This is a genomic window from Pseudomonas nitroreducens, assembly GCF_024170165.1.
In the GTDB taxonomy this organism is placed as follows: Bacteria; Pseudomonadota; Gammaproteobacteria; order Pseudomonadales; family Pseudomonadaceae; genus Pseudomonas; species Pseudomonas nitroreducens_C.
Map to the genome: position 1 here is coordinate 41,321 of NZ_JALJXP010000008.1, position 23,863 is coordinate 65,183.

Here is a 23,863-nt window from a genome sequence, read left to right on the forward strand (position 1 = left end):
AGCAGTAGCAGTCATGAGCATCAACGAAATCATCATGGTCGTGATGATGGTCTTCCTGCTGATAGCAGCAGTGGACAGGATCATGGCCCAGTTCGGCGGTTCGGCGAAAATCCTCGGCTATGTCGGCCTGGGCAAGGTCGGGCGTGGCATCGAGGGCGCCGGTTCGCAGTTCGAGGAAGGCTTCATGGCCATGGGGGCCCTGGGCCTGGCGATGGTCGGTATCACCGCGCTGGCGCCGGTGCTGGCGCACCTGCTCGGGCCGCTGGTGATCCCGCTGTACGAAAGCGTCGGCGCAAGCCCGGCGATGTTCGCCGGCACCCTGCTGGCCAACGACATGGGCGCGTTCTTCCTGGCCAGGGAACTGGCTGGCGGCGACACCGCCGCCTGGTTGTACTCGGGGCTGATCCTCGGCGCCATGATGGGGCCGACCCTGGTGTTCATCATTCCGGTGGCGCTGGGCATCATCGAGCCGTCGGACCGCCGTTACCTGGCCATCGGCACCCTGGCCGGCATCGTCACCATTCCGCTGGGCTGCATCGCCGGCGGCATGGTCGCCATGGCCTCGAACATCGAGGTCAACGGCGTGCCGGTGGAGTTCTCCATGGCGATGATCCTCATCAACATGGTTCCGGTGCTGATCGTCGCCGGGCTGATCGCCCTGGGGCTGAAGTTCTGTCCGGAGAAGATCATTGCCGGCTTCGAGGTGTTCGCCAAACTGCTGGTGGGCGTCATCACCGTCGGCCTCGCCGCCGCCGTGGTGCAGTACACCGTGGGCTGGACGCTGATTCCGGGGATCGACCCGATCTTCATGTCCGCTGGCGACAAGCCGGGCGAGGTGATGCGCGCCATCGAGGTGATCGGCTCGATCGCCTGCGTACTGCTGGGCGCCTACCCGATGGTGATGCTGCTGACCCGCTGGTTCGGCACGCCGCTGATGAAGGTCGGCAACCTGCTGGGCATGAACAAGGACGCCGCCGCCGGGATGGTCGCCAGCCTGGCCAACGTGATCCCGATGTTCGGCATGTTCGGCAAGATGGATAACCGCGGCAAGGTGATCAACTGCGCCTTCGCCGTGTCCGCCGGTTTCGCCCTGGGCGACCACCTGGGTTTCACCGCGGCGAACATGTCCGCGATGATCTTCCCGATGATCGTCGGCAAGCTGGTGGGCGGCGTCACTGCCGTGATCGTGGCGATGATGATCGTGCCCAAATCCGAGCCGGCGGCCATCGCTGCCGACGCTGCGCTGCCGGTCAAGTAGGACGCGCAGCGATGAGCAGGAAGGAATTGCGCAGCGTCGGCATCGACATCGGCACCACCACCACCCAGGTGATCTTCTCCCGGCTGGTACTGGTCAACCGCGCGTCACTGTCGCAGGTGCCGCATTACGAATTCGCCTCGCGGGAGGTCACCTACGTCAGTCCGGTGACCTTCACCCCGATCGATTTCGAAGGGCGTCTGCGCGAGAGCGAGCTGCTCGATTTCATCCTCGCGCAGTACCGCGCGGCGGGGCTTGCGCCGGAGGATATCGAGTCCGGCGCGATCATCATCACCGGTGAGACCTCCAAGGCGCGCAATGCCCGTCCGGCCGTGCTGCAGCTGGCCGAGCGGCTGGGGGACTTCGTGGTCGCCAGCGCGGGCCCGCACCTGGAGTCGGTGATTGCCGGGCGTGGTGCCGGCGCGGCCGAGCTGTCCGCCGCAAGCGCCAGCCGCGTGCTGAACATCGACATCGGTGGTGGTACGGCGAACTACGCGCTGTTCGAGGCCGGGCGCGTAGTGGCTTCGGCCTGCCTGAACGTTGGCGGCCACCTGGTCGAGCTGGATCAGCAGGGGCGAGTCAAGCACCTGCATGCGCCGGCACGGACCATCTGCCGTGAGCTGTTCCCCGCTTTCGACGAATCCAATGGCTTGAGCCTTGAGCAACTGCAGGCGTTGACCCGACGCATGGCGCAGCTGCTGCATGAGGTCGTCAGTGGCGAGCTGTCGCCGCTGGCGCGCCAACTACTGATGACCGAGCCATTGCCGAAGCTGTTGCCGCTGCATGCGGTGACGCTCTCCGGTGGTGTCGGCCAGTGCTACTACCAGGACCGTGACGAGGCGCCGCTGCGCTATGGCGACATCGGTCCGTTGCTGGCGGTGGCGCTGCGTGAGGACTCTGGCTTCCGCGCGCTGCCCATGCGTGAGCCGAAGCAGACCGTGCGTGCCACGGTCATCGGTGCCGGTGCCCACAGCCTTTCGCTGTCGGGCAGCACCATCTGGCTGCGCGACCTGCACTTGCCCATGCGCAACATTCCGGTGGTGCACGGCATGCCGGGGCTCGCGCCGCTGGAGGGCTGGAGTGCCCGTCTGGCACAGCTGGATCTGCGCCCCGGCGAGGACTTGTACGCCCTGGCCCTGGCCGACGATCTGCCCATCGCCTACCGGGCGCTGCAAGGTTGCGTGGAACAGCTGGTGGCGTTCCAACAGCGCTATTCCAACCCCCATCCATTGCTGGTCGTCGCCAGCCAGGACCTCGGCAAGGCGCTGGGCATGCTGCTCCAGCCGCACCTGGCCGGTCGCGCCCTGGCGGTGATCGACGAGGTGGCGACCAGCGATGGCGATTACATCGATATCGGCAGCCCGATCTTCGACGGCGAGATCCTCCCGGTCACCGTCAAGTCCCTGGCTTTTCCTTCCTGAGCTTTCTCTTTCTTAAGGCAGTGACGATGAAACTCAAGACTCAATTGTTCGGCAAGACCTACCAGTTCGGTAGCGTCAAGGAAGTCCTGGCCAAGGCCAACGAGCCGCGCTCGGGCGATGTTCTCGCCGGCGTGGCGGCGACCACTGCCCAGGAACGCGTGGCGGCCAAGCAGGTGCTGTCGGAGCTGACGGTGGCCGACATCCGCATGAACCCGGTCATCCCCTATGAGGAAGACTGTGTCACGCGCCTGATCCAGGACGGCATCAACGAGACCTCCTACGCCCGCGTGGCCAACTGGAGCATCGGCGAGCTGCGCGAGTACATCCTCGCCGACAGCACCGACACCGACGCCATTGCCTTCCTGCGCAAGGGGCTGAGCTCCGAAGTGATCGCGGCGGTGGCCAAGCTCTGCTCCAACACCGACCTGATCTACGGCGCGAAGAAGATCCCGGTGGTCAAGCGTGCCAACAACACCATCGGTCTGCCGGGGCATTTCAGCGCGCGCCTGCAGCCCAACGACACCCGTGACGATGTGAAGAGCATCGCCGCGCAGCTGTACGAGGGGCTGTCCTATGGCATCGGCGATGCGGTGATCGGGGTCAACCCGGTGACCGACAACGTCGAGAACACCACGCGGGTGCTCAATACCATCTACGAGGCCATCGACAAGTTCGAGATTCCCACCCAGGGCTGCGTGCTGGCCCACGTCACCACCCAGGTCGAGGCGATCCGCCGCGGCGCGCCAGGCGGGCTGATCTTCCAGAGCATCTGTGGCAGCGAAAAGGGCCTGCGCGAGTTCGGCGTGGAGCTGGCCATGCTCGACGAGGCGCGCGCCGTGGGCGCCGAGTACAACCGCATTGCCGGCAGCAACTGCCTGTACTTCGAGACCGGCCAGGGCTCGGCGCTGTCCGCCGGCGCACACTTCGGTGCCGACCAGCTGACCATGGAAGCGCGCAACTACGGCCTGGCTCGTCACTACGATCCGTTCATGGTCAACACCGTGGTCGGCTTCATCGGCCCGGAGTATCTCTACAACGATCGCCAGATCATCCGCGCCGGCCTGGAAGACCACTTCATGGGCAAGCTCAGCGGGCTCTCCATGGGCGTGGACTGCTGCTACACCAACCACGCCGATGCCGACCAGAACTCCAACGAGAACCTGATGATCCTGCTCGCCGCCGCCGGCTGCAACTTCATCATCGGCATGCCGATGGGCGACGACATCATGCTCAATTACCAGACCAGCGCCTTCCACGACACCGCCACCATCCGCCAGCTGCTCGGCCTGCGCCCGGCCCCGGAGTTCGAGCAGTGGCTCGAGCGCATGGGCCTGATGCACAACGGCCGGCTGACCGCCCGCGCCGGCGATCCCTCCATTTTCTTTTAAAGGTGAAGCGACATGCATCAACAGCAGATCGAGGACATCGTTCGCTCCGTGCTGAGCGAACTCAAGGCACGCCCCACTGCCGCCAGCGTCGCGGCACCTGAACAGAGCGGCGTGGAAGACGGCCTGTGCGGCTGGGACCTGGGCTCGGCCGAAGCCCGTCAGTGGATCGGCATCGACAACGCCCATCGTCCCGAAGTGCTCCAGGAGTTTCGCAAGTCCACTGCCGCGCGGGTTTGCCTGGGCCGCACCGGTGTACGCCCGCGCACCCAGGCGCTGCTGCGCTTCCTCGCCGACCACTCGCGCTCCAAGGACACCGTGCTCAAGGAAGTTTCCAGCGAGTGGGTGGCCAGGCAGGGGCTGCTGGAAGTCCAGTCCGAGGTGGAGAGCAAGGACCAGTACCTGACTCGGCCGGATATGGGCCGTCGCCTGAGCGCCCAGGCTCTGGCCACGCTGCAGAACGAGTGCAGGAAGAACCCGCAGGTGCAGGTGGTGATCTCCGACGGCCTGTCCACCGACGCGGTGACGGCCAACTTCGACGAAATCCTCCCACCGCTGCTGCAGGGTCTCAAGAGCGCTGGCCTCGACGTCGGCACGCCGTTCTTCGTGCGCTATGGCCGGGTCAAGGTCGAGGACCAGATCGGCGAAGTGCTCGGCGCCCAGGTGGTGATCCTGCTGGTGGGCGAACGGCCGGGTCTGGGGCAGTCGGAAAGCCTGTCCTGCTACGCGGTGTACCAGCCGACCCAGGCCGGCACCGTGGAAGCCGACCGCACCTGTATCTCCAACATCCACCGTGGCGGCACGCCGCCGGTGGAGGCCGCGGCGGTGATCGTCGACCTGGCCAAGCGGATGCTGGAGAAGAAAGCCTCCGGTATCGCACTGAACCGTTAAGGGAGTGACCTTCGATGAGCATGCTCGATCCGATCAAACCCAGTGTTACCGCCCTGCGCCTGATCGCCTCGCTGCAGGACGACTTCCGCCGCGAGCTGAAACTGCCCGATGACATCCGCAGCCTCGGCCTTATCAGTGTCGACTCCGACGACGTTGCCTATATCGCCGCCGACGAGGCCACCAAGCAGGCGCTGGTACAGGTGGTCTACGGCCGTTCGCTGTACGCCGGCGCCGCCAATGGCCCTTCACCCACCGCCGGTGAAGTACTGATCATGCTCGGCGGGCCGAACCCCGCCGAGGTGCGCGCCGGCCTCGATGCGATGGTTGCCACCATCGAGAGCGGCCCGGCGTTCCGCTGGGCCAACGATGCCGAGAACACCGCCTTCCTCGCTCACGTGGTAACGCGTACCGGCAGCTACCTGTCGGAGACCGCCGGCATTGCCCTGGGCGATCCGCTGGCCTACCTGGTGGCGCCGCCGCTGGAGGCGACCTTCGGCATCGACGCTGCGCTCAAGGCGGCCGACGTGAAGCTGGTGACCTATGTGCCGCCGCCCTCGGAAACCAACTACTCGGCGGCCTTCCTGAGTGGCAGTCAGGCGGCCTGCCTGGCAGCTTGCAACGCCTTCCGCGAAGCCGTCCTGGACGTCGCGCGGCAGCCGATCCAGCTGCGCTGAGGAGGAACCGGGAATGCTCAACGCCATCGGTCTGCTGGAAGTGCGCGGGTTGGTCGTCGGGATCGAAGCCGCGGACGCCATGCTCAAGTCGGCCTCGGTGCGGCTGCTGCGCCAGACCATCACCAACCCGGCGCTGGTCAGTCTGGTGGTGGAGGGCGACCTCGCCGCCTGCCGCGCCGCGCTGGATGCGGGCGCCGGGGTAGCGCTGCGTGCCAATGCACTGGTCAGTCGACGGGAAATCGGCCGGCCGGAAGCGGACACGGCGCACCTGCTGACGACCTTGCTGGCGGAGCAGGAGCTGTCGCCAGTGGCGCCGTCGTTCACCTCTGTGCCGGTTGAGCCGGCGCCAGTGGCTGAGCTGCTGGCACTGCTGACGCAGCACAAGCAGGGTGTCAGCGCCAGTGAAGTATCGGCGGCGCTGGAGGTCTCGGTGGAACTCGCCCGCGACTGGCTGGAGCAGCTGCGCATGGCGGGCAAGTTGCGCAAGCGCGGCAGCCGCTATCGGCGAGTCGGCGGGGGCCAGTCATGAGCGCACTGCTCGAGCTGGACGCCGCCGTCATCCGCCAACGGGTAGCGGCGGCGGGGGTGGTGGGGGCCGGCGGCGCCGGCTTCCCGACCCACGTCAAGCTCAACGCCCAGGCCGGGATCTACCTGGTCAACGGTGCCGAGTGCGAGCCGTTGCTCAAGGTCGACCAGCAGATGGCCGACGAGCAGGCCCAGTGGCTGCTCAAGGGACTGCTGTATGGCATGGCCGCAACCGGCGCGCAGGAGGGCATTATCGCCCTCAAGGCCAAGTACGAAGCCGCCATCGCCCGGCTGACGCCGCTGCTGCCGAGCAACGTGCGCCTGCACATCCTGCCGGACATCTACCCGGCCGGCGACGAGGTCATCACCATCTGGCTGGCCACCGGCCGGCGCGTGCCGCCGGCGGCACTGCCGCTGTCCATCGGTGTGGTGGTGAGCAACGTGCAGACGCTGATCAACGTCGCCCGCGCGGTGGAACTCGAACGGCCGGTGACCCACCGCACCCTCACGGTGAACGGTGCGGTGGCCCAGCCGTTGACCCTCAGCCTGCCGCTCGGCACGCCGTTGCGCGAGGCGCTGGCGCTGGCCGGTGGCAGCAGCATCGGCAATCCGGCCTTCATCAATGGCGGGCCGATGATGGGGCGCCTGCTGGAGGATCTCGACGAGCCGGTGACCAAGACCACCGGCGGCCTGCTGGTATTGCCCGTCGATCACCTGCTGATCCGCCGACGCCGGCAGAGCATGGAGACGGTACTGGCCATGGCGCGCTCGGTCTGCGAGCAGTGCACCCTGTGCACCGAACTGTGCCCGCGCCACCTGATCGGCCACGAGCTGCCGCCGCACCTGATCGTGCGCGCGACCAACTACCAGCACATCGCCCAGCCCAGCGTGCTGCTGTCGGCGCTGACCTGCTCCGAATGCGGTATCTGCGAGGCCTATGCCTGTCCGGTGGAGATTTCGCCGATGCGCCTCAACCAGGCGCTCAAGACCCGCCTGCGTGCCGAAGGCGCCCGCTACGAGGGCGAGTTGCGCGCCGCCGATCCCATGGCCGAGTACCGCTTGTTGCCGGTTAGCCGGCTGATCTCGCGCCTGGAGCTGCAACCCTTCAACCACAAGGCGCCGATGCAGGTCCCCGACTACGTGCCCAAAGAGGTCCGCCTGCCGCTGCGCCAGCATATCGGCGCAGCCGCCGAACCCTGCGTGAGCGTGGGGCAGAGGGTCGGCGTTGGCCAGTGCATTGCGCGCATGGCCGACGGACAACTGGGCGCTGCGCTGCACGCCAGCATTGCCGGCGAGGTAGTCGAAGTCAGCGCCGAGCATATCCGCATCGTCGCTTCTGCAACCTGCGCCACTTCCCAAGGAGAGCTCCCATGCATCACGCCATCGGCTTGATCGAGCTGACCAGCATTGCCCGCGGAGTCCAGGTTGCCGACCTGATGCTCAAGAGCGCCGATGTGCAACTGCTGTCGGCCAAGACCATCTGTCCCGGTAAGTACATCGCCATGGTCGGCGGGCAGATCGCCGCGGTGAACCAGGCTGTCAGCGTCGGCGAAGAGGGCGCAGGCCACATGCTGGTCGATCGCTTTGTCCTGCCCAACATCCATGAGTCGGTGCTACCTGCCATCAGCGGTGTGACCCGGGTGGAGCGCACCCGAGCCCTGGGTGTGGTGGAAACCTTCAGCGTGGCCGCCTGCATCGAGGCGGCCGATGCAGCGGTGAAAGCGGCCAACGTGGTGCTGGTGCGTGTGCACATGGCGTTCGGCATCGGTGGCAAGTGCTATCTGGTGGTCACCGGTGAGGTGGCTGACGTGGAGACGGCGGTGAAGGTCGCCGCACGCAGCGCCGGGGAGAAAGGCCTACTGGTTCACAGCATGACGGTGCCCCGGCCGCATGTTGATCTGTGGCAGCACCTGCTCTAGCTGTGTGAAACAGGCTGGTCAGGCGACCGAAGAGTCGCCTCCAGATGTACGAATTGTTGTGCCTTGCAGATGAAGTTGGCGTTCGCGCCAGGTTGGATTGTGGGCCCCATCGGGCCCCCGGCAAGGCAGGCATGAGCAGTAAAAAACGCGATATCGATCTGCATCATCTTTGGCAGGAGCGCCGGGCCGGCGAATGTGCCGAAGAGCGTCTGGGACGCAGCGACGGAGTGCTCCTGCGCCGCGCCGAGGATGTTTATACGCACGCCTGCCACATCACGGCCTGGCAGCAGCTGTACGACCAGCTGAAGCCGGGAACCTTCCAGGGCGAGCTGGACGAGGTCTGGCTCACGGGCGTGCAGTTCTTTCGCGAATACACCAGCCATGCCCTCCACCAGTCCTGCATGGTCTGGCCGGACTCGTTCTGGTTCGGCGTTCCTTGCGCCACCCAGGCCGCCAGCTACATCGGCAGACGGCAGATCGACGAACAGTCGATTGCGGTCCGCCCGGGGGGGCACGAGTTCGAGCTCAGCACCCCGGATGACTACAGCATCCTCGGACTGGTGGTGAATCGTCAGTTGTTGCAGGAGCAGCTGGAGCATCAGGAGCTGCCGGAAACCGTGCGCCTGCTGGACGATCACACGCTTCTGCACGTCGACCCCGCGCGCAGGCATCACCTGTGCGAGCTGGTTGCGCAGGGCTTGCGCGTTGCCACCGGTACGCCGGAAAGCCTGACGGTGCCGGCTGTGGGTAAGCACATGCGGCATGACTTGCTGCTGGGGTTGCTGGCGACCCTGCAGGCCGCTGAACCCGTGCGCCAGGAGTGTTCCGCGAGCCTGTTGCGCAAACGCCAGACGGTGGCTCGGGCACGCGAGATCGTTCTGGATAACCCCTGCGAGCCGGTGACGGTGCTTGAGTTGTGCCAGCGCCTGCACGTCAGCCAGCGCACCTTGCAGAACTGTTTCATGGAGGTCATCGGCAAGAGCCCGATGAACTACCTCAAGGCCGTGCGCCTGAATGCGGTGCACCGCGAGCTGGGCAGCCCCTATTCGATCTTCCGCACCGTGCAGGACGCTGCGATGGCCTGGGGGTTCTGGCACATGGGCCAGTTTGCACGCGATTACCTGACGTACTTCGGAATCCTTCCTTCCCAGACCCTTGCCGAGCGGACCCAGCTTATCGAGGCCTGGTAGCTACCCCTTATCCACAGCCAGGCACCTGATCGCGCCTGCCCTGCAGGCGCGGCGGGCGCTTTCATCCGGAAATCGACGATGTCCACACGCAATATCCTTGTCATCAACTGCGGCAGCTCCTCCATCAAGTTCGCCCTGTACCGTGAAGGCCATGCTGCTGCCGGCTTCTCGGGCATCGCCGAGCGCCTGGAGTCGCCTGAGGCACTCCTGCGCATCTGCGACGGCCTGACGGAGGAATCTCTGCCGATTCCGGGTGCCGATCATGCTCGGGCGCTGGCCCACTTGCTGCCGCTGGCACGGCTTGCCGCCGGCGGCGACCTTCACGGTATCGGCCATCGCGTGGTGCATGGCGGCGAGCACTTCACGCGGGCCTGCCGGATCGACGCAAAGGTGGTCGAAATCATCCGTGCCACCATCGGTCTCGCCCCCTTGCACAACCCCGGCGCGCTGGCGGGGATCGAAGCCGCGCTGGCGGTATTTCCCGCGCTACCGCAAGTTGCGGTGTTCGACACGGCATTCCACCAGACCATGCCGGAGCGCGCCTACCGCTACGCCTTGCCTGACGATCTCTATCGTGAGCTGGGCGTGCGCCGCTACGGCTTCCATGGCACCAGCCACCGCTGTGTCAGCCAGCGTGCCGCGCATTTCTGCGACCTGCCTGCGGATGACAGCTGCTGGCTCTCGGCGCACCTGGGCAACGGCAGCTCGACCTGTGCCGTCGTCAATGGGCACAGCCGTGATACCAGCATGGGGATGACGCCCCTCGAAGGGTTGGCCATGGGCACCCGCAGCGGCGATGTGGACCCTAACCTGCACATCCACCTGATGCGCACGCTGGACTGGAGCATCGAGCGGGTTGATCGACTGTTGAACCATGAAAGCGGTCTGCTGGGGCTGTCCGGCCTGTCCAATGACATGCGCACGCTGGAGCTGGCCCGTGCCGAGGGGCACCCTGGCGCGACGCTGGCCATCGAGGTCTTCTGCTATCGGCTGGCCAAGTCGCTGGCGGCCATGAGCTGTGCCCTGCCGCGTATCGACGGGCTGATCTTCACCGGCGGCATCGGCGAGAACTCGGCGCTGATACGCCGGCTGACAGTCGCCCATCTGCACGCGCTCGGCTTCAGCCTGGACGAACGGGCCAACGAAGCTCGTGCGGGAGGTGCTGCCCGTTGTGTCGAGGCCGCGGGTAGTCGGCGGGTGCTGGTCATTCCGACGGCGGAAGAAGAGATGATCGCGCTGGATACCCTGGCGCTGCTCGACTGAGCCGCGCCAGGGTAAACAGGTCAGCGCTTCACGCCGGCGCTGGCCTGCAGCAGGTCCAGGCGAGTGCGCACCGAGGCTTCGATGCCGGCAGCGTCCAGACCGCATTCCGCGAGCATCTGCGCCGGCTTGGCGTGCTCGACGTAGTAGTCCGGCAGGCCCAGGTGCAGGATCGGCTGCTGGAGGTTCTCGCGGGCGAGGAATTCGCTGACGGCGGCGCCGGCGCCACCCATCACCGAGTTTTCCTCGAGGGTCACCAGCAGCTCGTGGCTGGCGGCCAGCTGGCGTACCAGCTCTTCGTCCAGCGGTTTGACGAAGCGCATGTCGGCGACGCTGGCGTCGAACTGCTCGGCCACTTTCAGCGCTTCGGCCAGCTGCACGCCGAACACCAGGAAGGCGACCTTGCCGGCCTTGCCCTCGCGGCGCAGCACGCCCTTGCCGATCTCGACCGGTTCCAGCGCCGCCTCGATGGCCGCGTTGGGGCCGGTGCCGCGCGGGTAGCGCACCGCCGCCGGGCCTTCGAAGTGATGGCCGGTGGTGAGCAGCTTGCGCAGTTCGTTCTCGTCGCTGGGCGTCATCACCAGCATGCCGGGGATGCAGCGCAGGTAGGAGAGGTCGAAGCTGCCGGCGTGGGTCGGGCCGTCTTCGCCCACCAGGCCGGCGCGGTCGATGGCGAACAGCACGTCGAGGTTCTGCACCGCGACGTCGTGCACCAGCTGGTCGTAGCCGCGCTGCAGGAAGGTGGAGTAGATCGCCACCACCGGCTTGGCGCCGTCGCAGGCCATGCCGGCCGCCAGGGTCACGGCGTGCTGTTCGGCGATGGCGACGTCGAAGTAGCGCTCCGGGAAGCGGTCGGCGAAGGCGACCAGGTCGGAGCCTTCCTTCATCGCCGGGGTGATGCCGACCAGGCGCGGATCCTGGGCCGCCATGTCGCACAGCCACTGGCCGAACACGCTGGAGTACTTCGGCCCGCCGGCCTTCTTCGGCACGGCATGGGCGGGGGCGCCTTCGGGTTCGAGCTTGGTGATGGCGTGGTAGCCGATCGGGTCGATCTCGGCCGGGCCGAAGCCCTTGCCCTTCTTGGTCACCACATGGAGGAACTGCGGGCCCTTGAGGTCACGCATGTTGCGCAGGGTGGCGATCAGGGTCGGCAGGTCGTGGCCGTCGATGGGGCCGATGTAGTTCCAGCCCAGCTCCTCGAAGAGCGTGCCGGGGACCAGCATGCCCTTGGCGTATTCCTCGGTGCGGCGGGCGATTTCCCAGGCGCCGGGCAGGCGCGAGAGCACCTTCTTGCTGCCTTCGCGCATGCTGCTGTAGGTGCGGCTGGAGAGGATCTTGGCCAGGTAGTTGGACAGGCCGCCGACGTTGTTGGAGATCGACATGTCGTTGTCGTTGAGGATCACCAGCATGTCGGCTTTCACTTCCGACGCATGGTTGAGCGCCTCGAAGGCCATGCCCGCGGTGAGGGCGCCGTCGCCGATCACCGCCACTGACTTGCGCCCCGAGCCCTGCATGCGGGCGGCAATCGCCATGCCCAGCGCAGCGCTGATGGAGGTGCTGGAGTGACCGACGCCGAAGGTGTCGTACTCGCTTTCGGAGCGGCGCGGGAAGGCGGCCAGGCCGTCCTTCTGGCGCAGGCTGCCCATGCGCTCGCGGCGACCGGTGAGGATCTTGTGCGGGTAGGCCTGGTGGCCGACGTCCCACACCAGGCGGTCGTCCGGGGTGTCGAAGACGTAGTGCAGGGCCACCGTCAGTTCGATGACGCCCAGGCCTGCGCCGAAGTGGCCGCCGGTCTGGCCGACGCTGTACAGCAGGTACTGGCGCAGTTCGTCAGCGAGGGTCAGCAGCTCCGCTTCGCCCAGCCGACGCAGCTCGACCGGCGTACTGGCGCGGTCAAGCAGGGGCGTGGCAGGGCGCGCGCGGGGAATCTCGTGAAACGTCGTGGGCATCAGGCTGATCGTTATGAGAAGGCAAAGATGCGGAAGTTTACCTGATGCGCCGGAATGCCCCAAGCAACGTGGGGCCAATCCTTCGGACGACCGGATGGTCGGGAATGGGTCGGCAGGCTGTGCCGAAATCGTCGCCGCGGCTGGCGATTGCGCGCAAGCGGGGCCGGGCGTGAGACTCCATGGTAGACCGATCACCGACCGGCGGCGGTTTGCCGCAGGCTTTTGTTGCAATCTGAGGAGAATGGCGTGGCCCGACTGACCCTGGATGAACTGCGCGAACTGTCGGTGGCGATCCTGCGCCACAACGGCTTCAGCGAACCCCACGTACAGGCGGTGACCGATACCGTGCTGGCCGGCGAACGCGATGGCTGCACCTCCCATGGGGTCTGGCGGCTGCTGGGCTGCATCCACACGGTGCGCGCCGGCAAGGTGGTGGCCGATGCCGTACCGCAACTGTCCGAGCCGGCGCCGGCGATCGTGCGGGTGGACGCCAAGGGGGGCTTCTCGCAATGCGCCTTCGACCTCGGCCTGCCGAAACTGGCGGAGAAAGCGCGCAGTCAGGGGCTGGCGGCGTTGGCGATCAACCATTGCGTACATTTCTCGGCATTGTGGGTGGAGATCGAGCGGATCACCGCTCAGGGCCTGGTTGCGCTGGCGGTGACTCCGGCCCAGGCCTACGTGGCGCCGGCCGGCGGCACACGGCCGCTGTTCGGCACCAACCCCATCGCCTTCGGCTGGCCGCGTGGGGACAAGGATCCCTATGTCTTCGACTTCGCCACCACGGTGGTGGCGCGCGGGGAAATCCAGTTGCACGAGCGCGAGGGCAAGGCGATCCCGCTGGGCTGGGGCATCGACGCGCAGGGCAATCCCAGCACGGACCCGAGCGCGGTACTCGACGGCGCCATGCTGACCTTCGGCGGGCACAAGGGCTCGGCATTGGCGACCATGGTCGAACTGATCGCCGGCCCGTTGATCGGCGACCTGACCAGTGCGGAGTCCACGGTGTTCGACGAGGGCACCAAGTCCTCGCCGCACCACGGCGAGTTGCTGATCGCCCTGGACCCGGCGCGCTTCCTTGGCGCCGACGCCCCGCAGCATCTGGCGCGGGCGGAGAAGCTGTTCGAGTCCATCGTCGACATGGGCGCGCGGTTGCCGTCGCAGCGGCGCTTTGCGGCACGCGAGCGCAGCCTGGCCGAGGGGGTGGAAATCAGCGATTCGCTGTATGCCGATTTGCGCAGGTTGATGGAATAACGCCGGACTCTCCCTGCAGGAGCGGATTTATCCGCGAGGGTATCCGGCGCGGCGCGAAGTCATCGCGGACGGAGTCCGCTCCTACGCAAACCCCAATCATCTGTGCATAAAAAAGCCCCGGCGCAAGGCCGGGGCTGAGCATCGGCGCGGGACTGGCCGACAGTTCACTCCCGCGCCGACGAACCCTTAGCGAGTCACCGCACTGCGCGTCGTTTCGCCATCCACCAGCCGCGCGATACCCAGCGGGTTGGCGTCCTTCAGCGCATCGGGCAGCAGCGCGTCGGGGTAGTTCTGGTAGCACACCGGGCGCAGGAAGCGGTCGATCGCCAGGCTGCCGACCGAGGTGCCGCGCGCGTCGGAGGTCGCCGGGTAGGGGCCGCCGTGAACCATTGCGTCACAGACTTCCACGCCGGTCGGATAGCCGTTGATCAACAGGCGCCCGGCCTTGCGCTCCAGCACCGGCACCAGCGCGGCGAATTGCGACAGGTCGTCGGCTTCGGCGATCAGCGTGGCAGTGAGCTGGCCGTGCAGGCCGTCCAGGGCGCGGCGCAGTTCGGCTTCATCGGCTACTTCGACGACGATGGTGGTCGGGCCGAAGACTTCTTCCTGCAGCAACTCCTCACCGGCCAGCAGCAACTCGGCCTTGGCCTGGAACAGCTGCGGCAGCGCCTGCCTGCCCTCCTGCGGCTGGCCGGCGAGGTGGCACACGGCGGGGTGGGTGAGCAGGCTGGCGATGCCTTTCTCGTAGCTCTTCAGGGTGCCGGCGTTGAGCATGGTCTGCGCCGGGCGCTGGCCGATCTCGGCGATCAGGTTGGCGATGAACAGGCTGAACGCGGGCGACGCGATGCCGATGACCAGGCCGGGGTTGGTGCAGAACTGGCCGCAGCCCATGACCACCGAATCCGCCAGCTCGCGGGCGATCTTCTCGCCGCGTTGTTGCAGGGCAGCGGGCAGCACGAGGACCGGGTTGATGCTGCTCATCTCGGCGAACACCGGGATTGGTTGCGGTCGCGCGGCGGCCAGGTCGCACAGCGCGCGGCCGCCCTTGAGCGAGCCGGTGAAACCGACCGCCTGGATCGCCGGATGCCTGACCAGCGGCTCGCCGACGCCGGCTCCGTAGATCATGTTGAACACGCCGGCGGGCATGCCGGTGGCTTCGGCCGCGCGGGTGATCGCCTCGCCGACGAATTCGGCGGTGGCCATGTGGCCGCTGTGGGCTTTCACCACCACCGGGCAGCCCGCAGCCAGGGCGGCGGCGGTGTCGCCGCCGGCGGTGGAGAAGGCCAGCGGGAAGTTGCTGGCGCCGAACACGGCCACCGGGCCGACGCCGGTGCGGCACTGGCGCAGGTCCGGGCGCGGCAGCGGCTGGCGCTCGGGCAATGCGCTGTCGATTCGCGCGCCGAGGAAGTCGCCCCGACGCAGGACCTTGGCGAACAGGCGCATCTGATTGGCGGTGCGGCCACGCTCACCCTGGATGCGCGCGGCAGGCAGCGCGGTCTCGCGGCAGACGGTGGCGATGAAGTCGTCGCCAAGGCTTTCGAGTTCGCTGGCGATGGCGTCGAGGAACTGCGCGCGGCGCTCCGGCGACAGGGCGTTGTAGGCCGGGAAGGCGGCCTCGGCAGCGCGGGCAGCGGCGTCGACTTCGGCCTCGGTGGCCTGGAGGAATTCCCGGGGCAGGGCTTCGCCGGTGCTGGCGTCGAGGCTTTGCAGGCGGACAGTGCCGGCGCCGATGCGCTGGCCGGCGATGAAGTTGTGGGCGGTCATGGGCGGGCTCTCGGGGGCTGGATTTTGGTGCGGCGAAGAGCCCCTCTCCCCAGCCCTCTCCCTGAAGGGAGAGGGAGTGTCCGAGTGGCTCGGGCGGTCGTGCTCTCCTTCGGGGATGGCATCAGGAAGAGTACGCGTTGCCTCTTCACGCCGAACCAGTCCCCTCTCCCTTCAGGGAGAGGGTTAGGGAGAGGGCATCGAGCGTGCCGGTGAACCATGAAGCTTCCCCAGGCACGGTCGTTCGCTCTTCTCACTGGCTGCGACTCAGAGCCCCACATCCGGCAGCTTCGGCCGATTGGCCAGCGCCTTGGCCATGATCGTCTCCACATGCTCGCGGTCAGCTCCCTGCAGCGCCAGGCGCGGCGGGCGGGTGAGGGCGGTGCCGCGGCCGGCGATCTCTTCGCACAGCTTGATGCACTGCACCAGGTCCGGGCGGGCGTCGAGATGGAGGATCGGCATCAGCCATTCGTAGATCGGCATGGCCTCTTCATAACGGCCGGCCTTGCACAGGCGGAAGATGGTTTCGCCTTCCTGCGGGAAGACGTTGGACATGCCGGAAATCCAGCCTTCGGCGCCCACCGCGATGCTCTCCAGGACCACGTCGTCGAGGCCGGCGAAGAGGATGAAGCGGTTGCCCACTTCATTGCGTACGTCGATGAAGCGGCGGGTGTCGCCGGAGCTGTCCTTGAAGCAGACGATGTTCTCGCAGTCGGCCAGGGAGATGAGGATGTCCGGGGTGACGTCGTTCTTGTAGATCGGCGGGTTGTTGTAGACCATCACCGGCAGGTCGGTGCTGGTGGCCACGCTGCGGAAGTGTGCAGCGGTCTCGTGGGGCTTGGAGGAGTAGACCAGCGCGGGCATCACCATGATGCCGTCGACGCCGACCTTCTGTACCGCCTTGGCCACCTGCGAGGCGCCGTGGCTGGTGAACTCGGCGATGCCGCAGATCACCGGCACGCGGCCGCCGGAGGCGTCCTTGGCGACTTCGGTGACGGCCATCTTTTCCTCGATGGACAGCGAGGTGTTCTCGCCGACGCTGCCGCACACCACCAGGCCCGAGACGCCGTCGCGCACCAGGTTGGAGATCACCTTGTGGGTGGCTTCCAGGTTGACCGAGAAATCGTCGTTGAACTGAGTGGTCACCGCGGGGAACACGCCACTCCAATTGACCTTCTTGCTCATGTTTGTCTCCGATTGTCGTATTTCGTATACGAAAATTCTGGAAGGTTTTCCTGAAATTTCGTCGTCGGGTGCCGCTACGCGGCGAATCAGGGTTGAAAAGGGGAAATCAGTAGCCGTTCGGCCAGGTGTCCGAGAGCCGGTAGCCTTCCGGCCACGGATCGGACGGGTCGAGCAGGTGCTGGTGGGTGCCGGTGATCCAGGCACGACCGGAAATGCAGGGATGGATTGCCGGTTTGCCACCGACGCTGGTGAGGCCGTCGATGCGGCAGTGGAACTTGGAGTCGATGATCGAGTGGCCGACGAAGCGCTCGCCGTCCTTCAGCTGGCCCTTGGCATGCAGTACGGCCATGCGTGCCGAGCAGCCGGTGCCGCAGGGCGAACGGTCGATCTTGCCGGGGCGGATGACCACTGCGTTGCGGCCGTGCAGTACGCCGTCGACGCGTTCCACCGGAGCGGTCAACTGGCAGAAGGAGATGTGCGCCCAGTCGTGGTTTTCCGGGTGCTGGAAGCCCAGTTGCTGGTTCGCCGCCTGGGTGATCTTCAGGCCGGTGGCGACCAGGTCGGCAGCCTCCGAGGCATGCAGGGTGAAACCGAGAGAATGGGCGTCGGCGAGCACGAAGCTGTCGCCGCCGTAGGCGGTATCCACCTGCAACGAGCCGAGGCCTTCCACTTCGATCCAGGCGTCGAGCTTGTCGGCGAAGGAGGGCAGGTTGCGCACTTCCACGCGCTGCACCTTGCCGTCCTTGCAGTCGGCCACCGCCTCGATCAGCCCGCCGGGGGCTTCCAGGGTCAGGCGCGTCTGCGGTTCCTGCATCGGCAGGATGCCGCTGTCGAGCAGCACGGTGCTGACGCACAGTGAGTTGGAGCCGGACATGGGCGGTACGTCGGCCGGCTCCATGATGATCCAGGCCATCTGCGCCCGCGGGTCCTTCGGCGGCACCAGCAGGTTCACGTGGCGGAACACGCCGCCGCGCGGTTCGTTGAGGACGAAGTTGCGCAGCACGTTGTCGCTGGCGATGAAGCGCGACTGCGCCCATACGGTGTCGCCCGGCGGCGGGGCGACGCCGCCGACGATGACGTCGCCGACCTCGCCTTCGGCATGGCAGCTGACCACGTGGATGATCTTGCTCGAACGCATTGCTGTCTCCTCGATCTGTGCCGCCTGCCTTCCCTCACCCCAGCCCTCTCCCAGAGGGAGAGGGGGCAGGTCGTGCCGGCTGACGCTGTGGTTTTATCCTTCACCGAACGGTCCCCTCTCCCGCTTGCGGGAGAGGGTTAGGGTGAGGGGCTCCTGTCTCTTGTTTACCGACTGCCTAGTTCACCGAGCGAAGGAACTCCGCCGTCTCCGCCCGCTGCGGGTTGACGATCACCTGGTCCGGCGTGCCGATCTCGTGCACCAGCCCGTCGCGGAAGAACGCCACGCGGTCGGACACGTCGCGGGCGAAGCGGATCTCATGGGTCACCAGGACCATGGTCATGCCCTCTTCGGCGAGCAGGCGCATGGTGTCGAGCACCTCGCCCACCAGCTGCGGGTCGAGCGCCGAGGTGGCTTCGTCGAACAGCATGTAGTCCGGCGACATGGCCAGCGCGCGGGCAATCGCCATGCGCTGCTGCTGACCGCCGGAGAGCTTCTGCGGGAACACCTTGAGCTTGTCGCCCAGGCCCACGTGCTTGAGCTGCTTCACCGCCATCGCCTCGGCCTCTTCCTTGGACAGGCCGAGCACCTTGCGCGGGGCGAGCATGACGTTCTCCAGCACGGTGAGGTGCGGGAAGGCGTTCCACTGCTGGAAGACGATGCCGATCTTCTGCCGCAGCTTGTTCAGGTCGGTGGTCTTGGCGTGGACCTCGATGCCGTCGACGCGGATCTTGCCGCGCTGGATCGGCTCCAGGCCGTTGATGCACATCAGCAGGGTGGACTTGCCCGACCCCGAGCCGCCGATGATCGAGACCACTTCGCCCTTCTTCACGGTCAGGCTCACGCCCTTGACCACTTCCAGATCGCCGTAGGCTTTGTGCACGTTGTCTATTTCAATCATTTTCCTGCCACCTTTTTTCCAGCCGGGCACCGAGGCGCGCCACGACCCAACTCATGAGGTAATAGATGACCCCGGCGACGCACAGCACCAGCAGGGGTTCCTGGATGCGCGTCACGATGGTCTGCGAGGCGCGGAGCAGTTCGACGATGCCGATCCACATGACCAGCGCGGTGTCCTTCATCACCCCCAGCACCAGGTTCAGCCAGCCGGGGAAGGCCACCCGTGCGGCCAGTGGCAGCACGATGTAGCGCAGGTCCTGCCAGTAGGTCAGACCCAGCGAGCGGCTGGCCCGCCGGATGCTCGGACCGACGGCGAGGATGCCGCTGCGGATGATCTCGGTGCAGAACGCCGCCGCGTACACGCCCAGTACCAGGCAGCCGACGGTGAAGGCGCTCCAGTTCAGACCGACGATGCTTTTCAGCGAGTTGAACAGCACGAACTGGATCAGCAGCGGCACGCTGCGGAAGATGTCGAGGAACCAGCCGACCGGCATCGTGGCCCGTGGCAGGGCGGCGCGCAGCCAGCCCAGCACGATGCCGGCGAGGGTGCCGATGAGCATGGCGCCGACGGTCAGCTTGACGGTGACCCAGGCCCCTTGCAGAAGGAACATCAGGTCATTGACGGTGAAGCTCGTGGAAAACATGCGTGCTTCTCCTAGTAGCGGAACAACCGCCAGCTCAACAGGCGGGCGACCGCCACGATGACCTTGGCGATGATGTAATAGAGCACCGCGGCCAGGGCGAAGTACTCGAAGGTGCGGAAGGTGCGCACGTTGAAGTCCTGGGTCACGCCGGTGAGGTCGTTGTTCAGGCCCACCACCACGCCCAGCGAGGTCATCAGCACCGCCCAGACCATCTGGTTGGTCAGCGGGTAATAGACGATGCGCAGCAGCTGCGGAACGATGATCATCCGGTACGCCTGGAAGGCGCTCATGCCCAGCGAGCGCGCGGCGCGCATCTGGGTGTCCGGCACGGCCTTGAGGCCGCCACGGAAGTTCTCCGCGAGGTAGCCGGCGTTGTTGAAGGTGATCCCCGCCAGCAGTGCCACCCAGGAGCTGACGTGCAGGCCGAAGGAGCCCAGGCCGAAGTACAGGATGTAGATCTGGAACAGCGACGGGGTGTTGCGTGCGATGGATACCCAGGTGTCGGCGAAACCCTTGAGCAGCGGGTTCTTCATCTGCCGCATGACGGTCAGCAGCAGCGCGATCAGCACGCCGAGGATCATCGACAGCGCGGCTGTCTCCAGGGTCACCCAGGCGCCGCCGAGCATGTCCGGCAGGGCCTTGAACGCGGAACGCCAGTGGAAACTGTAGTTGAACATCAGCGTACCCCCTCGCTCAGCCAGTGCGGCACGCCGCCGTCGGCGCGAGCGCTGCAGGCCGCCTCGACGCACGCGGCCAGACTGCCGAAATGCACCTGGCGTCCGGCCAGGCCCGGACCGTAGTGGGCGTACTTCGCCGAGTTGGTCATCAGCGTGGTGCAGGCCGGCGGGATCACTGGCTCGCCGATCATGCACCAGCAGGTGTCGTTGAGCAGTTGCGCACCGAAGTCTTCCAGCACCTTCACGTCACCGGCGGCGCGGGCCTTTTCCTGCACGGCGCGACCCAGCGCGATGACCAGCGCGACGTCCGGATGCTTGCGGCGCCCGGCGACCAGTTTCGCCAGGTCCGCGCATTCGCTGGCGGAGAAGTGCGGGTTGCCCAGCGACACCAGCTGCACGGTCGGCTCGCTGGCGTGGTCCAGCTCGCGCCAGGAGGCGATCAGGTCCGCCGGGGTGACGCGCAGGTGTTGCAGCGGCGCCTTGTTACCCAGGGCGGTGTTCGCGTCCGGCGCTTCCGGGGTGACCCCGGCGATGTGGAACATCGGCGCAGCGGAAGTGGTGGCGAAGGCTGCGCCGAAGGCTTTCAGCGCATCGCTGTCCGGTGCCAGCGGCTGCAGGCCGTCGACCACCGGGATGCGCGAGCCGCACAGCTCGCCGATGTGGTAGCCGAGCAGCGGGAAGATCGATTCGTCGTGCGCGGCCGGCAGCTCGACGTCGATCCGCAGCGTGGCCAGCCGGCCCTCGTCGCGGTGGCTGCCGACGTTCGGCGCGCGGCCGGTGAGGGCAATGCAGATGTCGAGGTAATCCGGGTATTTCAGGGTGCGCGCGCCAAGCACGCTGTTGGCGTACACCACGGCGTTGGACTCGGCCCAGACCACCTGTTCGCCGAGGCTCGGCTTGCTGTCCAGCAGGTAGGGAGCGCAGGTGTAGCTCATCTGCGCGCCCATCTCCATGTAGGCATCGCCCAGCGCGGCGGCGGGTTCGCCGAAGGCCTTGTCGACGCCCAGCTCGCGCCAGCGGCGGTGGTCCACGGAGATGGAATTCAGAGTGGTCGGCACCTTCACCTGGCCGCCCCAGTCCGCCAGCTGGCGGGCGAAGCGCAGGCTTGCGGGGCCGGTATAGATGCAACCGTCGATGTGCGCCTGGGCCACATCGAGCAAATCCTTGGCACCTTGCAGCGCGGCCATGCGCAGGACGATCTGCATGGCGGCCTGGGCGGCCTTGCCCTGCTTGCCGTCGAGCAGCTCATGGTCGCCGGCATTCAGCGCCAGGCCCTCCGGCAGCGGGCCGGCGTCGCTGGCCATCACGCCCTGCCAGCCATCGGCAGGGCGCTCGGCGGTGAGGGTTACCTGACCGTCTTCGATACGGGCCCAGCCGCCCGTGGACAACTGCTCGAAACCTTCGCGACCCAGGCACAGCACCGGGATGGAGCGGCCGAACAACGCCTGCGCCACCAGCACGCCGAGGGTGAGGATTTCGTCCGGCTCGGCCAGCAGCAGGGCTGCCGGCGCGTGGCCGTTGAGCAGTATCTCCAGCATCACGCTGCTGCCGGTACAGGAGCCGCGTCCGCTGGGAATCGCCAGCACCCGGCCGGGCAGGAAACTGCCCGACAGCGGATGGTGGCGGTCGATGACCTCGCCCGTGAAAGGCTCGACGCCTCCCCAGAAGCTCAGCCCGGTGGCGGCGGACAGTAGCGCCCCTTCGGCGCTACCCCCCATCAGGACCCGCCCTGTGAGGCGTGTGTCCCGCACCCTTGAAGCCTGCATCGAAGACATGGTGCACCCGCTGTCAGTAGTACACGTGGGGAACGGTGAGATCGACCGGGGCGCCGCCGACCCACTTCTCGTACAGCTCGGCGTAACGGCCGGTACGGACCTGCTGGTTGACGAAGAGGTTGAGGTAGTGGATCAGGCCGTACTCGTTGCGCGCGGCGGCCAGCGACACGTAGTCGATCACGTAGGGCGCGTTGCCCACGACCTTCAGGCCCTTGTACTTGCCGGACTTGAGGGTGGAGGCGGCGACGGTGTTGGTCACCACGGTGGCGTCGATGTGGCCCTGGGCGACGGCGAGGATGGTGTCGTTCTGGCTCTGGTAGGCGCGGAAGCTGCCCTTGCCGGCCCACTTCTTCACGTCCTTCTCCAGCGCGATGGCCTCGTAGGTGCCGCTGGTGTTGCCCACCGGACGGTCCTTGAGGTCGTCGTACTTGGTGATGCCGGTGTCGTCGCGGGTCAGCACGACCATCTGGAAGGCGAAGTAGGGGATGGTCATGGCGACCGTCTTGGCGCGCTCCAGGGTGTCGGAGGTGGAGGCGACGATTACGTCGGCGCGGCCGGACACCAGCGCGGGGATGCGATCCGGGAAGGGCGTCTCGACGACTTCGGCGGTCACGCCCAGCACTTTCGCCAGGTCGTTGCAGTAGTCCACGTCGAAGCCGACCGGGTTGTTCTGCGCATCGCGCGAACCCATCGGTGGGAAGTCCAGGGTCACGGCGCAGCGCAGCTTGCCGGATTCGATGATGTCGTCGAGCTTGTCGGCCTGCGCCTGGCCGACGAGGAACACAGCGGTGAGGGCTAGAGCAATTCGGGAGAATTTCATGGGGGCCTCTCTGAGTCAGTGTTGTGCAGCAGTTTTTGTATTATGGATTTCGTATACGATATTTCTTAGAGCAAGGCATGTGCCAGAAACCACTCGGGTGTGACCCATGGGTCGCAAAGCCCGGTGTTCGGGGGATTGGTTGCTGGGAGCCTTCCGAATTAACTGTAGGCGGGTTCTGCGCGCTGTTACCAAATGAAGCAGGAGGGCGTTTCGCTGCCCCCAATGGGAGCACTCGGCGAGCGTTTGCGCAGTGGAGTTGAAGAGCGTTCGCGAGCAAGGGCTAGGCGTCCCCCTCGGTCCTACGAAGAGCGCGGGTGTAAACCTGTAGGAGCGAGCTTGCTCGCGAACCGCCCAGTAGGGCGCATAAAGCGGCACGCTTTATCCGCCATTTCTCGGCTGGACTGACGGCGGATAACGCCGTAGGCGTTATGCGCCCTACGGGGCTTGTCAGTTGGAAGCGATCTGCGACTCGCGATACTGCGTCGGCGAAAGCCCGGTCAGTGCGCGGAACTGCCGGCTGAAGGCGCTGTGGTCGGTGTAGCCGCAGCGCAGGGCGATCTCGGTGATCGGCAGGTCTTCGCCCAGCAGGCGGGTGGCCGCGCCCAGGCGCGCCTTGTGGATCATCTGCCGCGGGGTGAGCTGGAAGATGCGCTTGCAGTGGCGCTCCAGCTGGGCGACGGACAACCCGGCCAGCTCGGTCAGCTCGCCAAGGTTGATCGGCTTGTCGAAGTGCTCGCGGATATAGGCGTCCACCGCTGCCAGGCGCTGGTACGCCGGGTGTGTGGATTGCGCCGCCTGCAGGTCGCTGGAAATCCCCGCCATGCCGATCACCGCGCCGCCTGCATCGCGCAGCGCCAGCTTGTGGGTCAGGCACCAGCCGGGCTGGCGGCCGGGGTAGAGGTGCAGCTCCAGCTGGTCGCTGAGCTGCCCGCCGGTTTCCAGCACGCGGCGGTCCTGCTCGGTGTAGACCGGGCCGAAGCGCGAGGGGAAGACTTCCTCGGCGGTGCGCCCGAGCAGTTCGCTGGCGTCCTTCACGCCGCAGCGCCGCGCCAGGGTCTGGTTGACCAGCACGTAGCGCGCCGCGGTGTCCTTGATGAAGAACACCACGTCGGGCATGGCATCGAGCAGCGGGGCGATCTGCCGGAAAGTCTGCAGCAGGCTGTCCAGGTCGCGGGCGCCCTGGGGGATCAGGTCGTGCATCGGAAAGCGGGTCGGCTGTCGGAACATGGAGAATACGGGGCGAAGG

Annotated in this window: 21 protein-coding genes; 11 read left to right on the forward strand and 10 right to left on the reverse strand. The window is 66.6% G+C overall.

What is annotated here, in order from left to right:
* Nucleotides 1-13: 13 nt before the first annotated feature.
* The 10 genes from eutH to J2T47_RS17105 all read left to right on the forward strand — a co-directional run bounded on the left by eutH (nt 14) and on the right by J2T47_RS17105 (nt 10,523).
* Nucleotides 14-1,258, forward strand: a complete 1,245-nt coding sequence (gene eutH / locus J2T47_RS17055; RefSeq protein ID WP_253449148.1) for an ethanolamine utilization protein EutH — start codon at nt 14-16, stop codon at nt 1,256-1,258.
* A gap of 11 nt (nt 1,259-1,269) precedes the next feature.
* Nucleotides 1,270-2,676, forward strand: coding sequence for an ethanolamine ammonia-lyase reactivating factor EutA (locus J2T47_RS17060; protein ID WP_253449151.1), 1,407 nt, complete (start codon nt 1,270-1,272; stop codon nt 2,674-2,676).
* 26 nt (nt 2,677-2,702) lie between these two features.
* Nucleotides 2,703-4,064: an ethanolamine ammonia-lyase subunit EutB gene (locus J2T47_RS17065; protein ID WP_253449154.1), complete on the forward strand. Its 1,362-nt coding sequence runs from the start codon at nt 2,703-2,705 to the stop codon at nt 4,062-4,064.
* Between the two features lie 12 nt (nt 4,065-4,076).
* A complete protein-coding gene (gene eutC, locus J2T47_RS17070) occupies nt 4,077-4,952 on the forward strand; it encodes an ethanolamine ammonia-lyase subunit EutC (RefSeq protein ID WP_253449157.1) in 876 nt (291 codons plus the stop codon).
* Nucleotides 4,953-4,966: 14 nt separating this feature from the next.
* Nucleotides 4,967-5,626, forward strand: coding sequence for an ethanolamine utilization microcompartment protein EutL (gene eutL / locus J2T47_RS17075; RefSeq protein ID WP_253449160.1), 660 nt, complete (start codon nt 4,967-4,969; stop codon nt 5,624-5,626).
* A gap of 13 nt (nt 5,627-5,639) precedes the next feature.
* Entirely contained in the window at nt 5,640-6,155 is a 516-nt protein-coding gene (locus tag J2T47_RS17080) for a BMC domain-containing protein (protein WP_253449164.1), read from the forward strand.
* Nucleotides 6,152-7,543, forward strand: a complete 1,392-nt coding sequence (locus J2T47_RS17085; protein WP_253449166.1) for a 4Fe-4S dicluster domain-containing protein — start codon at nt 6,152-6,154, stop codon at nt 7,541-7,543. Before J2T47_RS17080 ends, J2T47_RS17085 begins: the two co-directional genes overlap by 4 nt.
* Nucleotides 7,522-8,070 carry a BMC domain-containing protein gene (locus J2T47_RS29230; RefSeq protein ID WP_301295586.1) on the forward strand — a complete coding sequence of 183 codons (549 nt, stop codon included), beginning with the start codon at nt 7,522-7,524 and terminating at the stop codon, nt 8,068-8,070. The genes J2T47_RS17085 and J2T47_RS29230 overlap by 22 nt, the downstream gene beginning before the upstream one ends.
* Before the next feature lie 131 nt (nt 8,071-8,201).
* Nucleotides 8,202-9,260 carry an HTH-type transcriptional regulator EutR gene (eutR, locus tag J2T47_RS17100; protein ID WP_253449168.1) on the forward strand — a complete coding sequence of 353 codons (1,059 nt, stop codon included), beginning with the start codon at nt 8,202-8,204 and terminating at the stop codon, nt 9,258-9,260.
* Nucleotides 9,261-9,338: 78 nt separating this feature from the next.
* Nucleotides 9,339-10,523 carry an acetate kinase gene (locus tag J2T47_RS17105; RefSeq protein ID WP_253449170.1) on the forward strand — a complete coding sequence of 395 codons (1,185 nt, stop codon included), beginning with the start codon at nt 9,339-9,341 and terminating at the stop codon, nt 10,521-10,523.
* 20 nt (nt 10,524-10,543) lie between these two features.
* On the opposite strand, the gene dxs is transcribed toward J2T47_RS17105, so the two are convergent.
* Complete coding sequence (dxs, locus tag J2T47_RS17110) at nt 10,544-12,469, reverse strand: 1-deoxy-D-xylulose-5-phosphate synthase (RefSeq protein ID WP_253449172.1); 1,926 nt, start codon at nt 12,467-12,469, stop codon at nt 10,544-10,546.
* A 246-nt stretch (nt 12,470-12,715) separates the two neighbouring features.
* Between dxs and J2T47_RS17115 the strand changes: the two genes are divergently transcribed.
* Nucleotides 12,716-13,720 (forward strand): Ldh family oxidoreductase, encoded by a 1,005-nt coding sequence (locus J2T47_RS17115; protein ID WP_253449174.1) that lies wholly within the window; start codon nt 12,716-12,718, stop codon nt 13,718-13,720.
* A gap of 186 nt (nt 13,721-13,906) precedes the next feature.
* On the opposite strand, the gene J2T47_RS17120 is transcribed toward J2T47_RS17115, so the two are convergent.
* From J2T47_RS17120 to J2T47_RS17160, 9 genes are all read right to left on the reverse strand, one after another.
* Nucleotides 13,907-15,484 carry an aldehyde dehydrogenase (NADP(+)) gene (locus tag J2T47_RS17120; RefSeq protein WP_253449176.1) on the reverse strand — a complete coding sequence of 526 codons (1,578 nt, stop codon included), beginning with the start codon at nt 15,482-15,484 and terminating at the stop codon, nt 13,907-13,909.
* A gap of 264 nt (nt 15,485-15,748) precedes the next feature.
* The gene (locus J2T47_RS17125) at nt 15,749-16,666 is read right to left on the reverse strand and encodes a dihydrodipicolinate synthase family protein (RefSeq protein WP_015475498.1); all 918 of its coding nucleotides are present in this window, start codon (nt 16,664-16,666) and stop codon (nt 15,749-15,751) included.
* Between the two features lie 106 nt (nt 16,667-16,772).
* Complete coding sequence (locus J2T47_RS17130) at nt 16,773-17,804, reverse strand: trans-3-hydroxy-L-proline dehydratase (protein WP_253449179.1); 1,032 nt, start codon at nt 17,802-17,804, stop codon at nt 16,773-16,775.
* 175 nt (nt 17,805-17,979) lie between these two features.
* Complete coding sequence (locus tag J2T47_RS17135) at nt 17,980-18,702, reverse strand: amino acid ABC transporter ATP-binding protein (RefSeq protein WP_138212079.1); 723 nt, start codon at nt 18,700-18,702, stop codon at nt 17,980-17,982.
* A complete protein-coding gene (locus tag J2T47_RS17140) occupies nt 18,695-19,345 on the reverse strand; it encodes an amino acid ABC transporter permease (protein ID WP_253449182.1) in 651 nt (216 codons plus the stop codon). The genes J2T47_RS17135 and J2T47_RS17140 overlap by 8 nt, the downstream gene beginning before the upstream one ends.
* Nucleotides 19,346-19,356: 11 nt before the next feature.
* Nucleotides 19,357-20,022 carry an amino acid ABC transporter permease gene (locus J2T47_RS17145; protein WP_045216994.1) on the reverse strand — a complete coding sequence of 222 codons (666 nt, stop codon included), beginning with the start codon at nt 20,020-20,022 and terminating at the stop codon, nt 19,357-19,359.
* Entirely contained in the window at nt 20,022-21,740 is a 1,719-nt protein-coding gene (gene lhpI / locus J2T47_RS17150; RefSeq protein WP_253449185.1) for a cis-3-hydroxy-L-proline dehydratase, read from the reverse strand. Before lhpI ends, J2T47_RS17145 begins: the two co-directional genes overlap by 1 nt.
* A gap of 70 nt (nt 21,741-21,810) precedes the next feature.
* Nucleotides 21,811-22,617, reverse strand: a complete 807-nt coding sequence (locus tag J2T47_RS17155) for an ABC transporter substrate-binding protein (protein ID WP_138212082.1) — start codon at nt 22,615-22,617, stop codon at nt 21,811-21,813.
* A 447-nt stretch (nt 22,618-23,064) separates the two neighbouring features.
* Nucleotides 23,065-23,844, reverse strand: a complete 780-nt coding sequence (locus J2T47_RS17160) for a helix-turn-helix domain-containing protein (RefSeq protein WP_437180990.1) — start codon at nt 23,842-23,844, stop codon at nt 23,065-23,067.
* Between the last annotated feature and the right edge of the window lie 19 nt (nt 23,845-23,863).

What these genes read in the sequence shown, in the direction of transcription:
- eutH (WP_253449148.1), top strand. Translation starts at nt 14, where the DNA reads ATGAGCATCAACGAAATCATCATGGTCGTGATGATGGTCTTCCTGCTG.
- J2T47_RS17060 (WP_253449151.1), top strand. Translation starts at nt 1,270, where the DNA reads ATGAGCAGGAAGGAATTGCGCAGCGTCGGCATCGACATCGGCACCACC.
- J2T47_RS17065 (WP_253449154.1), top strand. Translation starts at nt 2,703, where the DNA reads ATGAAACTCAAGACTCAATTGTTCGGCAAGACCTACCAGTTCGGTAGC.
- eutC (WP_253449157.1), top strand. Translation starts at nt 4,077, where the DNA reads ATGCATCAACAGCAGATCGAGGACATCGTTCGCTCCGTGCTGAGCGAA.
- eutL (WP_253449160.1), top strand. Translation starts at nt 4,967, where the DNA reads ATGAGCATGCTCGATCCGATCAAACCCAGTGTTACCGCCCTGCGCCTG.
- J2T47_RS17080 (WP_253449164.1), top strand. Translation starts at nt 5,640, where the DNA reads ATGCTCAACGCCATCGGTCTGCTGGAAGTGCGCGGGTTGGTCGTCGGG.
- J2T47_RS17085 (WP_253449166.1), top strand. Translation starts at nt 6,152, where the DNA reads ATGAGCGCACTGCTCGAGCTGGACGCCGCCGTCATCCGCCAACGGGTA.
- J2T47_RS29230 (WP_301295586.1), top strand. Translation starts at nt 7,522, where the DNA reads ATGCATCACGCCATCGGCTTGATCGAGCTGACCAGCATTGCCCGCGGA.
- eutR (WP_253449168.1), top strand. Translation starts at nt 8,202, where the DNA reads ATGAGCAGTAAAAAACGCGATATCGATCTGCATCATCTTTGGCAGGAG.
- J2T47_RS17105 (WP_253449170.1), top strand. Translation starts at nt 9,339, where the DNA reads ATGTCCACACGCAATATCCTTGTCATCAACTGCGGCAGCTCCTCCATC.
- dxs (WP_253449172.1), bottom strand. Translation starts at nt 12,469, where the DNA reads ATGCCCACGACGTTTCACGAGATTCCCCGCGCGCGCCCTGCCACGCCC.
- J2T47_RS17120 (WP_253449176.1), bottom strand. Translation starts at nt 15,484, where the DNA reads ATGACCGCCCACAACTTCATCGCCGGCCAGCGCATCGGCGCCGGCACT.
- J2T47_RS17125 (WP_015475498.1), bottom strand. Translation starts at nt 16,666, where the DNA reads ATGAGCAAGAAGGTCAATTGGAGTGGCGTGTTCCCCGCGGTGACCACT.
- J2T47_RS17130 (WP_253449179.1), bottom strand. Translation starts at nt 17,804, where the DNA reads ATGCGTTCGAGCAAGATCATCCACGTGGTCAGCTGCCATGCCGAAGGC.
- J2T47_RS17135 (WP_138212079.1), bottom strand. Translation starts at nt 18,702, where the DNA reads ATGATTGAAATAGACAACGTGCACAAAGCCTACGGCGATCTGGAAGTG.
- J2T47_RS17140 (WP_253449182.1), bottom strand. Translation starts at nt 19,345, where the DNA reads ATGTTTTCCACGAGCTTCACCGTCAATGACCTGATGTTCCTTCTGCAA.
- J2T47_RS17145 (WP_045216994.1), bottom strand. Translation starts at nt 20,022, where the DNA reads ATGTTCAACTACAGTTTCCACTGGCGTTCCGCGTTCAAGGCCCTGCCG.
- lhpI (WP_253449185.1), bottom strand. Translation starts at nt 21,740, where the DNA reads ATGGGGGGTAGCGCCGAAGGGGCGCTACTGTCCGCCGCCACCGGGCTG.
- J2T47_RS17155 (WP_138212082.1), bottom strand. Translation starts at nt 22,617, where the DNA reads ATGAAATTCTCCCGAATTGCTCTAGCCCTCACCGCTGTGTTCCTCGTC.
- J2T47_RS17160 (WP_437180990.1), bottom strand. Translation starts at nt 23,844, where the DNA reads ATGTTCCGACAGCCGACCCGCTTTCCGATGCACGACCTGATCCCCCAG.